This is a genomic window from Clostridia bacterium (assembly GCA_017410375.1).
Classification (GTDB): domain Bacteria; phylum Bacillota; class Clostridia; order RGIG6154; family RGIG6154; genus RGIG6154.
On the sequence record JAFQQW010000016.1, the window covers coordinates 62,970 to 79,015 of the forward strand.

Annotated in this window: 9 protein-coding genes and 1 tRNA gene; 7 read left to right on the plus strand and 3 right to left on the minus strand. The window is 40.9% G+C overall.

What is annotated here, in order from left to right:
- The first annotated feature begins 38 nt into the window (after nt 1–38).
- Nucleotides 39–1,262: a hypothetical protein gene (locus IJE10_02350; protein MBQ2966949.1), complete on the plus strand. Its 1,224-nt coding sequence runs from the start codon at nt 39–41 to the stop codon at nt 1,260–1,262.
- Between the two features lie 37 nt (nt 1,263–1,299).
- On the opposite strand, the gene IJE10_02355 is transcribed toward IJE10_02350, so the two are convergent.
- From IJE10_02355 to IJE10_02365, 3 genes are all read right to left on the minus strand, one after another.
- Entirely contained in the window at nt 1,300–2,574 is a 1,275-nt protein-coding gene (locus IJE10_02355; GenBank protein MBQ2966950.1) for a replication-associated recombination protein A, read from the minus strand.
- A 49-nt stretch (nt 2,575–2,623) separates the two neighbouring features.
- Nucleotides 2,624–3,862: a serine hydroxymethyltransferase gene (locus IJE10_02360; GenBank protein ID MBQ2966951.1), complete on the minus strand. Its 1,239-nt coding sequence runs from the start codon at nt 3,860–3,862 to the stop codon at nt 2,624–2,626.
- 128 nt (nt 3,863–3,990) lie between these two features.
- Nucleotides 3,991–10,908, minus strand: coding sequence for a hypothetical protein (locus IJE10_02365; GenBank protein ID MBQ2966952.1), 6,918 nt, complete (start codon nt 10,906–10,908; stop codon nt 3,991–3,993).
- Between the two features lie 121 nt (nt 10,909–11,029).
- On the opposite strand from IJE10_02365, the gene IJE10_02370 reads away from it, so the two are divergent.
- The 6 genes from IJE10_02370 (at nt 11,030) to pflA (ending at nt 16,036) form a co-directional block, all read left to right on the plus strand.
- Nucleotides 11,030–11,851, plus strand: coding sequence for a RimK family alpha-L-glutamate ligase (locus IJE10_02370; protein ID MBQ2966953.1), 822 nt, complete (start codon nt 11,030–11,032; stop codon nt 11,849–11,851).
- Nucleotides 11,852–11,880: 29 nt separating this feature from the next.
- Nucleotides 11,881–11,963: transfer RNA gene (locus IJE10_02375), tRNA-Leu, on the plus strand.
- Between the two features lie 851 nt (nt 11,964–12,814).
- Nucleotides 12,815–14,848: a formate C-acetyltransferase gene (gene pflB / locus IJE10_02380; GenBank protein MBQ2966954.1), complete on the plus strand. Its 2,034-nt coding sequence runs from the start codon at nt 12,815–12,817 to the stop codon at nt 14,846–14,848.
- 2 nt (nt 14,849–14,850) lie between these two features.
- A complete protein-coding gene (locus IJE10_02385) occupies nt 14,851–15,042 on the plus strand; it encodes a hypothetical protein (GenBank protein MBQ2966955.1) in 192 nt (63 codons plus the stop codon).
- A gap of 21 nt (nt 15,043–15,063) precedes the next feature.
- Entirely contained in the window at nt 15,064–15,309 is a 246-nt protein-coding gene (grcA, locus tag IJE10_02390) for an autonomous glycyl radical cofactor GrcA (GenBank protein ID MBQ2966956.1), read from the plus strand.
- On the plus strand, nt 15,296–16,036 hold the full coding sequence (gene pflA, locus IJE10_02395; GenBank protein MBQ2966957.1) for a pyruvate formate lyase-activating protein: 741 nt from the start codon (nt 15,296–15,298) through the stop codon (nt 16,034–16,036). Before grcA ends, pflA begins: the two co-directional genes overlap by 14 nt.
- The last annotated feature ends 10 nt before the right edge of the window (nt 16,037–16,046 follow it).

Below are 16,046 nucleotides of genomic sequence, written 5' to 3' on the forward strand. Positions count from 1 at the left end.
TTTTGACTTTATAACAAAACAGTGGTGGAGGCGTAAAAATGTTAAAATCCAAACGTGTTGTTTCAGCTGTTGTTTTACTCGCAACGATATTTTTCAGCTCGTGTACACAACACACATCCTCTCCGATAAATTCCGAGGTTGATTCACATGAAACGATCATTGTTGACAACAACGAGCACGATGTTTACCTCTCAAAAAAAGGCAAAAAAGCCTCTGAATTTATAGCCGGATTGCTGAATGAAATGTCGCTGAGCGAAAAAATATACCAGATGATGTTCACAACGCCCGAAGATGTTACCGGGGTTGGTTGCGTTGTTGCTGCAGGTGAAACGACAAAAAAAGCACTGACCGTTTATCCCGTTGGCGGAATTGTATATTTTTCTCAAAATTTCGAAAACAGAGAACAGACAATCGAAATGATTAAAAATACCCAAAACTATTCTCCCATTCCTCTTTTTATCAGCGTAGACGAAGAAGGGGGCACAGTTTCAAGACTGGGTTCAAATCCGGAGATGGGCATCACGAAGCATCCGCCTATGCTTGAAATTGGTAAAAAAGCCGATTTTTCAGATGCATATACTGTTGGAAAAACGCTTGCAACAGAATTAAAAGATATCGGATTTAATGTAGATTTCGCCCCTGTGACTGATGTTTTGATAAATACGGAAAATGTAGAAATCGGAAGCAGATCGTTCGGTACAGACCCGATTTTGGTTTCTGAAATGATTGCAAACATTGTAAGTGGAATGGAAGAAAACGGTATTTCCTCCACTCTGAAACATTTTCCGGGGCACGGAAGCACATACATTGACTCTCACACCGGCTATTCGGAAAGCACGCGTACTTTAGACGAGCTTCAAAGCAACGAATTTCTTCCGTTTAAAGCCGGCATAGAAGCCGGTGCAGATTTTATAATGGTTTCACATATGACACTTGTAAATGCAACTGATGAAAAAGTACCCTGCTCTATATCCGACGAAGTTGTAAACGGCTGGTTAAAGAAGGACCTCGGTTATACAGGCGTTATTATTACAGATTCGTTTAAAATGGGTGCTATTACAGACAATTATACTACCGGCGAAGCGGTTGTGAAAGCCATAAATGCCGGAGTTGACATGATTTTAATGCCACAAAGCTTAAACGATGCACATGATGCATTGTATGAAGCTGTACAAAAGGGAGAAATCACAGAGGAACGCATCAATGAAAGTGTTGAAAAAATTCTGACCTTGAAATACGAAAAAGGAATACTTTACAAATAAAAAAAGCCGAATGAACGACGAATTCATTCGGCCTTTTTTATTTCTTTTTTATCTGCTCCCAATACGTTTTAAACGCTTGCTCGTTCTTATTTTCACCATACCGGTAGTATTGTTTGTTTTTGATTTTATCAGGCAAATACTGTTGCTCAACATAATGATTCGGATAGTCATGCGGATACAAATAGTGTTGTCCTTTGATTACATCCCCTTCCCCATCGTAATGCTTGTTTTGCAATTGACGAGGTATTTCTCCGGTATTGATGTTTTCTATATCTTCTATCGCTCCGGCAAGTGCCATGTATGCGGAATTGGATTTCGGTGCAGTTGCAAGCAGAACCGTTGCTTCGGCAAGCGGGATTCTCGCTTCCGGAAAACCAAGCATTAACGCAGAGTCTACACACCCTTTAACAATCGGCACAGCCATCGGATAAGCTAACCCGATATCTTCTGCCGCGATAACCATCAGACGGCGACAAATAATTTGAATATCTCCGGCTAGAACAAGCCTTGCGAGATAATGAACTGCCGCATCGGGGTCACTTCCACGAATTGATTTCTGAAAAGCACTGATAATGTCATAGTGATTATCACCGTCACGGTCATATTTCAAACTCGAACGCTGGGTCGCCTGCACTGCATCATCAAGTGAGATTTCAACTTCTGAATCCTTTGTATTAACGTGGTTTAAAAAAGAAACTTCAACTGCATTTAAAGCCTTGCGCACATCTCCGTTTGACATGTGGCTGATATGTAAAATTGCTTTTTCGCAAATTGATATTTTTTTTGCATATTCTTTACTAAGATACAAAACGGCACGTTTAATAACACCTTCCATTTCAGCAGGCTCAACGGGCTTGAATTCAAAAACACTGCAGCGCGACAAAATCGCATTATAAATGTAAAAATAAGGATTTTCTGTTGTGCTCGCAATCAAGGTTATGCTACCGTTTTCAATGACTTCAAGCAAAGATTGTTGCTGTTTTTTATTAAAGTTTTGTATTTCGTCCAAATACAAAATTACACCTTGCATGGCATCAAATCCGTCAAGTTCGGAAATAATCTGTTTAATATCCGAAACAGACGCAGTTGTTGCATTCAATTTATAAAGCTTTCGGTTCGAAACCGTTGCAGCTATATTCGCAACTGTGGTTTTCCCTGTGCCGGACGGACCGTAAAAAATCATATTCGGAATAATACCGCTGTTGAGGATGTTGCGCAGTATTTTACCTTCTCCCAGAATATGTTTTTGTCCCGCAACCATATCAATATTATCCGGACGGATAGAAACCGCAAGCGGTGTTTTATACCCCATAATTCTCACCTTTTAAAAGAAGGGACGTATTAAACGTCCCTTTTGTTTATTATTCGTAAAGCGGATGTTTTTTACAAAGTTCTTCAACTTTTGCGCATACCGCATCTTTTGTTCCTTCGTAATCCGTGATAACATCCGCAATCAGATTACCAACGATAACCATATCTTCTTCTACAAAACCTCTGGAAGTAACAGCAGGCGTGCCAATACGAACACCGCTTGTAATAAAGGGACTCTGTGTATCAAAAGGAATCGCATTTTTGTTCGCCGTAATATGAACCGAATCCAAACGAGCTTCAAGTTCTTTGCCGGTAATACCTGTGTCGGTAAGATCTAAAAGCATCAAATGATTGTCTGTTCCACCCGAAACAAGCTTAACACCTCTTTCGGTTAGTGTTTTTGCGAGCTGTGCGGCATTTTTTACAATCTGTTCCTGGTAAGCTTTGAACGCAGGAGTCAACGCTTCACCGAAGCATACCGCTTTTGCAGCGATTACATGCATCAAAGGACCGCCCTGGATGCCCGGAAATACAGCTTTATCAATCTGTTTAGCGTATTCTTCCTTGCAAAGGATCATACCGCCTCTGGGGCCACGCAAAGTTTTATGTGTGGTTGTGGTTACAAAATCAGCATACTCAACAGGATTCGGATGAAGACCGGCCGCAACCAAACCTGCAATATGAGCCATATCTACCATCAGATATGCACCAACTTTTTTTGCAATCTCGCCAAAACGTTTAAAATCGATGATTCTAGGGTATGCGCTGGCACCGCAAACAATCATTTTCGGCTTGCATTCTAAAGCAAGCTTTTCAACAGCATCATAATCGATTGTATTCGTATCTTCCGTTACACCATAAGGTACAATATTAAAGTAAGAACCGGAAATATTCACGGGACTTCCATGTGTCAGATGTCCGCCGTGCGCAAGATTCATACCCAAAATAGTGTCACCGGGTTTTAACATCGCAAAATAAACAGCGGTATTGGCCTGCGCACCAGAATGAGGTTGAACGTTTGCGTGATCTGCACCGAAAATTTTCTTTGCACGTTCACGGGCTAAATCTTCAACGATATCCACTTTTTCACAACCACCATAGTAGCGCTTTCCCGGATAGCCTTCAGCATACTTGTTGGTAAGCGGAGTGCCCATAGCCGCCATTACCGCTTCACTTACAAAGTTTTCAGACGCAATCAGCTCAATGTTGTGTCGCTGACGGAACGCTTCTGCTTCAATGGCAGAAGCTACAGCTTCGTCCTGCTTTTTAATACATTCCAAATCGTACATTTTAAATATCCTCCTGAAATAATTTCAACCAAAATATGTTATTATATATAATAGCACAAATCCCCTTCTCTTGTCAAGTTTTTACACGAAAAAAGAAGATTGCAAAAAGCAATCTTCTTTTTTTGCGATCATTGAACCGCAGGAACTACAAAATCAGCCAAAGGTTTAAGCTTTTTATTCCATACGAACAATTTGTATGTTACACTTGGTTTTCGGGTCGGATTTACAATTGTTACAGTTTTGGTTTCGTTAGTTCCGACAGAAACCGGATACGGAACAATGCTGTCCAGCTTACCTGTTGCCGTATTATAACCGACAACATAGATAATATTGTTGCCTGCAAAAGAGCTATCCATAGCACTATTAAGCACAATCTGACTTTCCTGCTCACCGATTATATAGGAGTATGCGGAAGCAGACGCAACAATTTCCGAAGATACTTTTGTTTGGTTACCAAACGCATCAACTGCAGTTACATTTACGGTGTAACTTGCGCCGGGTTTTAAGTTACCAATTTCAACACTTGTTTCAAACGTGTCGCATACGAAAATTGATTTATTATCCGAATCAAGCACCTCAACCTTGTACGCAAGAACTTCACCGGCACTTCCGGAGCCTGCATCCGTTGCTTTAGTCCAACTCAGAACACTATTTGCTGCACCGGCTTTGTACTGAATATTTGCGTTAAATGTCGGAACGACAAAGTCTGTGTACTGCGGTTTTAAAACGTTTTTATAATTGTCAACCCATCCGGAGCCGCGTGTCGCAAGACCGCCATACAGAAGCTTGGTTATATCATATCCAATATCGTCAGTAATGATAAGGTCGTTAAACCAGTTGCTTCCACCGAGTGTATATACATCAACCGTATGTACACCAGGTTCAAGATACACAGCAGGTGAATAACCCCAAAGATGCGCAGTAGTACGAACAACGCTGTGCGGATAATTTTTGCTCAAATCACTTGCAGGAGTTGTTGAGCCTGCTGTGCTGAACTCATGCGGATATTCTGAGCCGAAAACATAGGCGTTTGTGCCGTATGCATCCGTACCGTTATAAGATGTACCCTTGTTCCACTCAACCAAGCCATCTTCGGTCAATGCTTTTCCGTCAATCAAAATAAACTGTGTTCTTCTGCTGTCTGTATAAACCTCACCTGTGTTATGTGCACGAAGATATGAGGAGATAAATTGATAAAAACGTGCTTCATTATCTTCGTTTTCCGGAATAACAAACTCACCCGAGAATGCTTTTAGAAACGTTGTGCTATAATTGGAGTAATAATTGCTTTTATCTCCATTAAATAAGTCTGTGTCATTTTTATTTGCAACACTTGCGTCTCTGTTGAAGTTATCCTGTGTCATCAGAACAAAATAACCGTCAGGTAAAGCTTTTGCCTGTTCGGCTTCCGCAACAGAAGCATAGACACTTCCTGTATTCAAATGCGCAAACGTTTCCGGACGAACCGAAGCGGTTAATTTCTGTACGGAAATCGGTTCAGATAATTCAGAAAGATTTCCGTGATCATCCTGCACGGAAACCTGAATTTTATCACCGTCTGAAAGTCCGGAAAGTGTAATCGTTCCGTCTGTAAGCTCTTTAACGAGATATGCATCCTGCAGCTTCGTACCATTCACATGCACATATGCATACAAGTTGTTCTTTAAATCCGCTTCACTTAACCTGATTACGATATCATCGCTGTTATAAGTTGTAAACACAGGTGAAATGACAGGCTTTGATGCCTTCAAAACCATATAGCCTTCCAGAAATGCCTTTAACCCGGAATCAGAAGAGCGGAATTTAAAGATATCCATATTTTCATAGCTTCTGTAAGCTTCAAGCATTTCTACAACCTTGTGATCATCTGTCAGCAGGAAGAAGTCAAAACCACCATAAGGCCCAAAATCAAATGTGATTTCCGCAACACCTTTTTCAAGCCGAACCGGAACAGGTGCCATTACACCTAAACCGCAATCCCAGTAATCGTCTGCAATGATTTCATCATTTTTTGCCTGAACGTCAGCAGAGTAACCAAATTTATATGCATTTCCACTTGTATCCGTTACAGTCTGCGTTTCACCGTTCTGCGTAATGCTTAACTGAACAAAACGTTTGTTGGCGTACGTGGAATGCCCTGCACGCATATTTCCGTAAATGTAGTAAGACCCATCTTCTGGAACGGAAATCGTTACGGTTGCATCTTCTGCATTCTGTGCATAGAAACCATAATCATTTAAAATGTAGTCATCATGATCCCAACTGTTTCCGGGCGCGCTGTCGCTCATTTGTGCCTGTACGTTAGAGCCGGTTAAAAGAATGGTATTTCCGTTAAATTCTTTTGCCTCACCGTATTCAAGCTTCATCGGTGTCAAAGTATATTTTTTAGAAGTTTTAGCAAGTGTCCCCTGTTCGTCATATACTTTTACAATGTAATGAATTGGCAATTCAGAGTTTGCGTCAATTGCCTCAATCGTCTTTTCAAACGGATAAACGCTGTCTGAAACCTTAAAGGTTGAACTTGAATCGCCAAAAGAATATTCTATTTCTATTTTAGAAACGCCATCCATCGAAGTTTCATCTTTAAAAGTATTCTGTACAAAAATGTGCGCAAAGTATATGTTCGGCTTCATCTGAAGCAAGAAACCACCACCGGTAACATCTGAATGTGTCACCTCTGTTACTGTATCAGCAACCTGCGTATAGTTATTGTAAGCGAAAGAAGGATTTGTGATTTCTTCACTGTAAAGTATTGCTGCAACTAAGTCGTGCCCCGGAATAGTAGCAGTAAATTTACCGTTTACAGCATCCACATACTTAAAGCTTCCGTCGCTGTTGTACAGACGAACTTTACCCGTGAAATCAGAATCAGCCTTATTTCCAAGCTTAACCTCAGTTGTAAGTGCTTTGTCAGAAGCGTTCATAAGTGCGATACCCATCACACCGTCTTTTCTTGCTGCAATCCAGTCAGCGTTTACAGAAGAAACATTTACAACATCTTTGTCAATCCAGAGCCACATATTGTCTTCGGCAAAGAATTTGCCCGGTTCATGACCGTACTGATTGTTGTTAAAGTATGCGTACCCCTGCTGGCGGATAGACGGGAATTCAATTTGCTTGTTCGACCAGTTCCATGCCTGCGCCACAACAAAGTCTTCGATCATAGACATAAAGGGCGGAATATGATGCCAGTATACACTCGAAATATCAACAGGAGATTCTCTGTGATAATTTTCTTTCATCTGCAGAGTAACAAATCTGTCTAAGTAGTAACCCGGATATGTTCCAAAACGACCGACAATTGCATTACGCGAAGCCGCTTCAAACAAATCATTACCGGTATATTCTGCAAGACGCATCATGTCAGGCGCCCAGTTGGACATAATCATGTTAAGGGATTGTCCGTAGAAGGTTGAAGGCTGTTCAAGACCAATACCAACACGGGACGGCACCCACGCAGGAACAATTTCTTCCTTAATTTCATCAAATCCAAGCTGTCTTAAAGGATGTGTAGAGGAGGAAACTTCTGCCACTTCAGTCGGTTCGAAATTTGAATTCAGACCAACACCCGGACGCCATTGGATTTCGCCATGCCACCAGAAATTATGATCTTTCATAAACGGACGTGTGCCAACTGTATTTTTATTTAAAATCATGTCCTCGTTTGCTCGATCACCATCCATACCGATAGACCATACAAGTGTAAGAACAACTTTGCCTGCGTACTCTGCGGCATCTAAGTATTTCTGCTCACCGGTTGCTTCGTAAATATCAATTAAGCCCGAAAGAAACGGCATGTAACTTACATACGCAAACGCAGAATAAGCAACCGGAGACTCGCTTTGAATGTTTTTCTCCATATACGCAAGATAGTTATCAGCTACTTTTCTTGCATTTGAAAGATACGTTTCATCACCTGTGAATTTATACATAGCAACCAGGTCGGAAATGTGATGTCCGTCAACAGTAGTCTCAACTTCAATATTGCTTGCAAGCTTTTCAGATGCTGTTTTAGCGGTAGTAAAAGAGTTGTTACTCATTTCATACAAACCGCCAACAACCGAAGCACCAAAATAACTTGACGGCACATTGTTAACTTTAGTCGGCCAGGAAGATGAGGAGCCGACATAACCGGCTTGTGAACCGCCGGTAGAAAGATTTGACTTAAAATGCGTCGGTCTTGTCATTGTGGAAACAATAGTCGGGATTGCTCTTTCCCGCAGGATTTCTTCATCATCAGAAAGAAGATATCTTTGGACAATTGCCAGAGGCGATGAGTTGCTGGTAAAGCCTCTGCCTTCCATGTCCCAGAAACTCATGTTGTTGTCATCCCAACCACCGTAAAAATCGTTCATCATCAAATCGGAAGTGTTTAAAATTGCATCTGTTACAGAGTGATAATAGTTTTCACGATAATCTCTGAATTCGAATAAGTCTGTAAACACATGTTCGAATGACTCGTACCAATCTCCTGTTCTGTAAATCGGACGGAATTTGAAAGCATAGGATTCGCCAACCAAAAATTCACCGATTCGTCCCCCTTGAGCCGGTGCAACAATAGCGGGTTGAATTGCATTCTCTAAAGACGGAACAGAACCGCGCATGGATGCGCCGAATTCGTAATCATCCTTATACACCCATCTGTTTTCAATCCAGGAGGGTTCAAAGGTAAAACCGTATGTAATCGGCTTGCCGGATACAACGGAGTTATCCTCAGGCAAAGAAACCGACACCATAGGTGTATACATATACTGTTCTGTAATCAAAAGCGCCTTTTCCGGTATTCCGTGTCCTCTGTATTGCATAGGTGCTAATGCATACTCGTATTCGGAATTTACAAACTGCTGATGTGTCGGCACAACAACAGAATAGTGCCCACGTTTTTTAGCTGTAAAGGAAAATGTTACTTTCGGTTCTTCATCGCTTGCAGAAAGCTCCCACACTTCTTTAGCTTTAATATAGTCATTTTCATAATTTACCGTAACTTTATTGGTTGCAGTTTGTTCCGCAGAAACAGGAATCAACCACTGCCCCTTACCCATTCTGGTCAAATCGGTTGTGCTGTAACCGTATGCAGGTTCATTCACATGTGCCACGTAGTCATATGTGATGGGATGCGGATAACCGGTGGTTGTAACCGGAACTGTCCCTGCCAAACTGTTTTCCAGTGCAGTACCGCCCAACAAAGAAACTGCAGTATTATAGTTTGTAAGCTTTGCTATAATCGTATCTAAAGCAGCCGTATCTTTAGCAGGAATCAATGAGAAAAAGCTAGTGCGCATGGGCGCATCGTTAAAAGAGGTCATTTCAACTTCAACAATGCCTTTTTTCAAGTATACCGGATCGGTATTATAAGAAAAATTATATGATTTCAATGCCGCGTTTGTTGTGTTGAAATAATGCGTTGCTCCGCCGGTTTTCAAGTAAGACCCGTCAACTTTAACGGTATATCCTCTTTTATAGTTTGCATCATATGCAAAACCACGGGTTACACCGTAATAATAACCGTCTGCAGGAATGTTAAGCTTTACCTTTACAGTTTCTCCCTTTACGTTGTAAACCATTGTGCTGCTTGCATCAAATTTGCCGATATTGGTCCACATTTTTTCGTTTGGAATTCCCCAACCGGTGTCCCCGCTCCAGTCACCTGCACCGTTTGTCATAGGTGCAATCTGTGACATTTGAAGCTGCGGACTGCCACGGTCATGTCCGATGAGAGAAGCAGATCCATAGCGATAAAGTTGACGAACAAACAAATCACTTCTGCTTTTTAACTTATCGCCTTTGTAAATAACATCATTCTGTACAAAGCTGTTCTTGCCATCATTTACATTATAGAAATTGACAGTAATATTTTCGTTCGAAATACTTACAGTAGAAGATGGTGTCAAAGAAGAATCCTGAACAAACGCAGGCAACGTCATGATATCGTTATTGTCTGCAGTTAAATTTAGAAAATCATATTGTGTTTTGAAAGTATCTTCATAGCTGCTCGGTTGCGCAGAACCTTCCTTTGTGATATAAATACAGTTCAGTCTTGGGAAATATGCATAAAGATCTTTTAAAACAATACGGTTTTCACCTTTATTAAAATGGAAAAGACCGACCTTTTCCCATGCAAAACCGGGCTTGTTTACACCGTGGTTGCCAAGCTCTTTTGAAAGTGTTCCGTTGATTTCAAGTTGCATCGAACGTTTCTTCGCAGAACTTTCAGAAGGTGAACCGGTACGCGCCCATACATAATAATCCCCTTCTTCGAGAATATACGGTTTTGCTACAGCATCCACAACACTCGGAATATCACGATTATTCAAGCCATAAAGAAAGTAACCGAAAAAGAAATCACGCGCATCGCCCGTTACGTCCAGTCCACCACTTTGAACTGTCCAGGAACCGTGCTCCGAAAAACCATCGTAATTCAAACAATAAGAAACTTCATCGAAAGGGAAAACACTTGCATCATACGACATGTTTGCACTGAACTGCAGGCAACTTGTGCGTTTTTCCACCGCATCCTTGTCAGTGGGTGTATAACCAGCATTATCCGTCAATATAATACAATCCATACGGCTGAACCCGTTACTGGAATGCAAAGTCATTTTATTAACAACGCCTTTGGTAAGATATACTTCACCAATGCACTCCCATTCCCAGATTAGATTTGTATTAGCTGTATCTTTGGTTGCGTATATGCCGGCTTTCTGATCAATCCAGCCATCATTAACCTGTACAGCTGTTGATCTTCCGCCCGGATCGGGTGGATACTCTGCCGCAAGCGCCCACACCTTGTATTCGCCATCTTTTTCTCCTTTGAAGTATGCCGAAGTTGTTGCACCTCCGGTGCCGGCGCGCATGGTTTGTGATCCATTATTGTACCCATAACTGTGATCCATTGCTGTCCAACCGTTGTCAACCGTAAAGCTCGAATAATCCAAAAGGATATAGTCATAGCCGTCGCTTTGTGTTGCTGCCTGAACTGAAACAGTCAGAAAAAACATACAAAAAACAGCCACGACAAACAGCAAAAGTCGCCCTATCTTTTTCATATTCATCCTCCTATAAATTATAGTTAATTTATTATATCATATTATTGAGATTTGTGTCAATTCATATTGACAAAAATGCAAATTTTTGTTAATATTTTATAAAAAAGGAGAGGATATTTTTATGCATGGATGTATTGTGTATAACCACAGTTTAAAAAGCGACTCTTATCTGGAAAATATTCAGCTTTTTTCAAATCAGACAGGTCTTCCTGCTATTTCCAATCAGGAAATGATGTTTAACTGTTTTAACATCCCTCTATCTCCCACTTTTGATTTCTGCATTTTTCTGGATAAAGATATTACGCTTGCCCGTATTCTGGAAAAAAACAGAACCCGTGTCTATAATACAAGCAAAGCAATCGAAATATGTGATAATAAGGCTTATACGCATGTTGAAATAGAAAAATTTATCCAAACTCCTGAAACATTTATTGCGCCACTCACTTATTTTAATCATGAAGCCGTCGCCTCTCTCCCCTATCCTTTTGTTTTAAAAGAATGTTACGGCTCTTGGGGTGCACAAGTACACCTGATAAAAAACGATAACATGTATCATGAAACATTGAAAAAAATCGGAAACAAACCGTTTTTAATCCAGGAATACATAGAGGCAAACGGCACAGATTACCGTCTGTATACAATAGGCGGAAAAGTAGTGAGCGCAATGCAACGCAAAAATGATCACGATTTCCGTGCAAACTGTGAATTAGGTGGTGTTGCATCCAAAATCACACCTGATAGTGATATGATTCAGATGGCAGAAAAAGCATCCGAAATTCTACAGTTGGACTTTGGTGGTATTGATTTGATGCGTGATAAAGAAGGCAAATTATACTTTGTCGAAGCAAATTCCTCAGCGCAGATCGTACAGCTTCAAAAAACAACAGGTATAAATATTCCCGAACAAATTATGCACCATATAAAAAAAGACCTTGACTTTTAAATCTTTTTTGTGCTATAATAACAAAGCACGCGGATGTGATGGAATTGGCAGACATGCAAGATTTAGGTTCTTGTGCGCAAGCGTGGGGGTTCAAGTCCCTTCATCCGCACCAGAAAAACCGACAGTAATCGACAGATTTCTGTCGGTTTTTTAGCTAAATTCGCTTGACGGCGAGCTAAATGTGCAAAGGCACGCTAAATTACTTCGTAGCTAAATTGACCTTCGGTCAGCTATTTGCGAATTTAATTTAGCTGTTTCGTTAGAAACAATTTAGCTATTGCGAAGCAATAATTCCGCTTTGCAATTTATTGCAAAATTTAGCTAATACGAATTTATGACGGCTGAAAGCATTGATATAACTGTGTTTTTGCGTAAATCCTATAACAATATCCACACCAGAAAAAGCGACAGTAATCGACAGATTTCTGTCGCTTTTTCAACGAAATACACCTGACGGCGTGTGAAATATTGCTACGCAACATGAAATAGCTTCGCTGTGAAATATTTGCTTTGCAAATGTTAAAGGCGTATTTCATTTCACAGAAAACAAAGTTTTCTATTTCACAATTTACGCAGTAAATTATTTTATATCGAGCAAAGCAAGATATTTCATTTAAAGTATTTACCAAAACCCTTGCTATTACTGCATTTTAAAATAAATCCTATAACATCACTCACACCAAGTCACCCAATGAGGGTGACTTTTTTGTTTTGCGGGACTTGAACCCTAAGAGGGCAACGAACGTTAAGAAAACGATTGATAATCGTTTTTAGTAAGTTGGTGCGATGACGGGTGCCGAAATTGTAAAATTTCGACATATAACTTAATCATAAAATCCTTTTACTTGATGTCAAAAAAAGAAGAAAAACGGATGCTGATGTATTGACACAACAGATTGTCTGTGTTATAATAAACAATAACAAGGTATTGTATTTTTTGCGTGTCCGGGAGGTTGGATAAACATGGAAACAGCATGGAAAGAATTTATAGACGGCATCTGGCAAAAAGAGATAAACGTCCGTGATTTTATTCAAAAAAATTATACCCCTTACGAAGGTGATGATTCTTTTTTAACCGAAGCAACTGAAGACACAAATACCCTTTGGGCACAGGTTATGGATCTTAGTAAAAAAGAACAGGAAGCCGGCGGCGTACTGGAAATGGATACGAAAATTATTTCGGGCATCACCTCGCATGGACCGGGTTATTTAGATAAAACAAAAGAAAAAATTGTGGGTTTTCAGACTGACAAACCTTTTAAGCGCGCGCTCCAACCCTACGGCGGTATCCGAATGGCAGAAAAAGCGTGTGCCGATAATGGCTATCAGATTGATCCTGAAATCAGCGATTTTTTCAAAACGCACAGAAAAACACATAACGCAGGTGTTTTTGATGCATATACACCCGAAATGCGTGCTTGTCGTTCTAGCCATATCATTACAGGTCTTCCGGACGCTTACGGAAGAGGTCGTATTATCGGCGATTACAGACGTGTAGCACTTTACGGCGTTGATCACCTGATACAGGATAAAATCAAACAAAAAGACAGCACACGAATCATAATGTATTCCGATGTTATTCGTGACCGCGAAGAATTGTCCGAGCAAATTCGCGCGTTGGAAGAATTGAAAAAACTGGGCGAAATCTATGGGTTTGATATCAGTCGTCCTGCAAAAAACACTAAAGAAGCTATCCAATGGCTGTACTTTGGTTACCTTGCTGCAATCAAGGAACAAAACGGTGCAGCAATGTCACTTGGCAGAACATCAACATTCCTTGACATTTACGCAGAACGCGATTTAAAGAACGGTGTTTTCACAGAAACCGAAATTCAGGAAATGGTTGACCATTTTGTTATGAAGCTTCGCTTAGTAAAATTTGCGCGTACCCCCGAGTACAACGCTCTGTTTTCAGGCGATCCCACATGGGTAACTGAATCCATCGGCGGTGTCGGCATTGACGGAAGACCTCTTGTTACAAAGATGTCTTTCAGATATCTTCACACCCTCCATAATTTAGGTACCGCACCCGAGCCAAATCTCACGGTACTTTGGTCCACTCGCCTGCCACAAAAATTTAAGGAGTTTTGTGCTAAAACATCTATCGAATCTTCCTCTGTACAATACGAAAATGACGATTTAATGCGTGTAACCCATGGTGACGATTATGCAATTGCCTGTTGCGTATCTTCCATGCGTGTCGGCAAAGAAATGCAGTTTTTCGGCGCGCGTGCGAATTTAGCAAAATGCTTATTATACGCAATCAACGGCGGTATTGACGAAATCAGCAAAAAGCAGGTTGGCCCGAAATTCCGACCGATTGAAACAGAATATCTTGACTATGATGAAGTTATGGAAAAATTCCACGATATGATGAAATGGCTGGCTCAGGTTTATGTAAACATGCTGAACATCATTCATTATATGCATGACAAATATTGCTATGAAAGATTACAAATGGCTCTCCATGACAAAAAAGTGACCCGCTGGTTCGCAACCGGTATCGCAGGTTTGTCTGTAGTTGCCGATTCCCTGTCGGCAATTAAATACGCAAAAGTAAAAACAGTCCGTGATGAAAACGGTGTTGTTGTTGACTATGTCACCGAAGGCGATTTCCCGAAATACGGAAACGATGATGACCGCGTGGATGAAATTGCGAGAGACATTGTACACACATTCATGAGCTATGTGAAAGGCAACCACACTTACCGCGGTGGTATCCCGACCACGTCTATTCTGACCATCACTTCAAATGTTGTGTATGGCAAAAACACAGGCCCCACCCCTGACGGCAGAAAGGCAGGCCAGGCGTTCGCCCCGGGCGCTAACCCAATGCATGGGCGCGATAAAAACGGTGCTGTAGCGAGTCTTGCTTCTGTCGCAAAGCTTTCCTTCAGCGATGCACAGGACGGTATTTCAAACACCTTCTCCGTTATTCCTGATGCGTTGGGAAAAGAAGATATTGAAATCTATTACGATGACAGCACTGAGGTATAACCATGACTGATAAAAAGCACATTGAAGACCTTGTAAACAAATTGGACAGCCTCTTTTCGGAGGGTGTTGGGCATGTAGATTTAGACTTTAAAAATAACTCCCAGACGGTTTTTACCACAAAAAGCTATAATGAATGCAACGACGGCAAAAATGCTTGTGGAATTCCTAACGAGCATTTTTCAGATGATGAATAATAAAACGAAAGGATGATTTGAATGAGCAAACCTACCAAACAACAGATTGAAAACTTAGCTTCCATGATTGACGGATATGTTGAAAGCAACGGGCACCACCTGAACGTAAATGTTTTTACCCGAGAAACTTTATTGGATGCTCAACAGCATCCGGAAAAATACCCGCAGCTTACTGTTCGTGTTTCGGGCTACGCAGTAAACTTCCACAAGCTGACCCGTGAACAACAGGATGAAGTTATTTCCAGAACATTCCATGAACACATGTAACAAAACCGGTCGAATCCATTCTCTCGAAACCTTCGGAACGGTTGACGGTCCCGGCATACGTTTTGTTGTGTTTCTGCAAGGTTGTCCTATGCGGTGTAAATACTGTCATAACCCCGACACATGGGCTATTAATGACGGAACCGAAATGACAGTTACCGAGATTATAGATAAACTGAAAAAGAACCTTGCTTTTTATAAAAATGGTGGCATAACCGTCTCCGGCGGAGAACCACTGATGCAAATCGAATTTGTAACCGCACTCTTTTCGGCGGCAAAAAAAATCGGTGTGCATACAGCTTTAGACACCAGCGGTGTTTTGTTTGACACTTCAAATAAAAATGCGTATGAGGCGTTGCTGTCCGTTACAGACCTTGTTCTTTTGGATATCAAGCAGATGGATTCTGAAAAACATAAAGAATTATGCGGTTTTGACAATAAAAATGTGTTGAATTTTACAAAATTTCTTTCTGAAATAAAGGTGGATGTTCAAATCCGCTATGTACTCGTTCCGGGGCACACAGACTCGGAGGACGACTTAAAGAAGCTGGGGATTTTTCTCTCGGAATTACAAAATGTAAAAGCTTTAGAAGTTCTTCCGTATCATACGATGGGTGTAAAAAAATATGAGGAACTTGGCATTCCCTATCCTTTGCAAGATGTTTTACCGGCAACAAAAGAGTCTGCTTTAGAAGCTCGACAAATTATTTTGGAGAATATGAAAAAGTGAAGCAATTGCT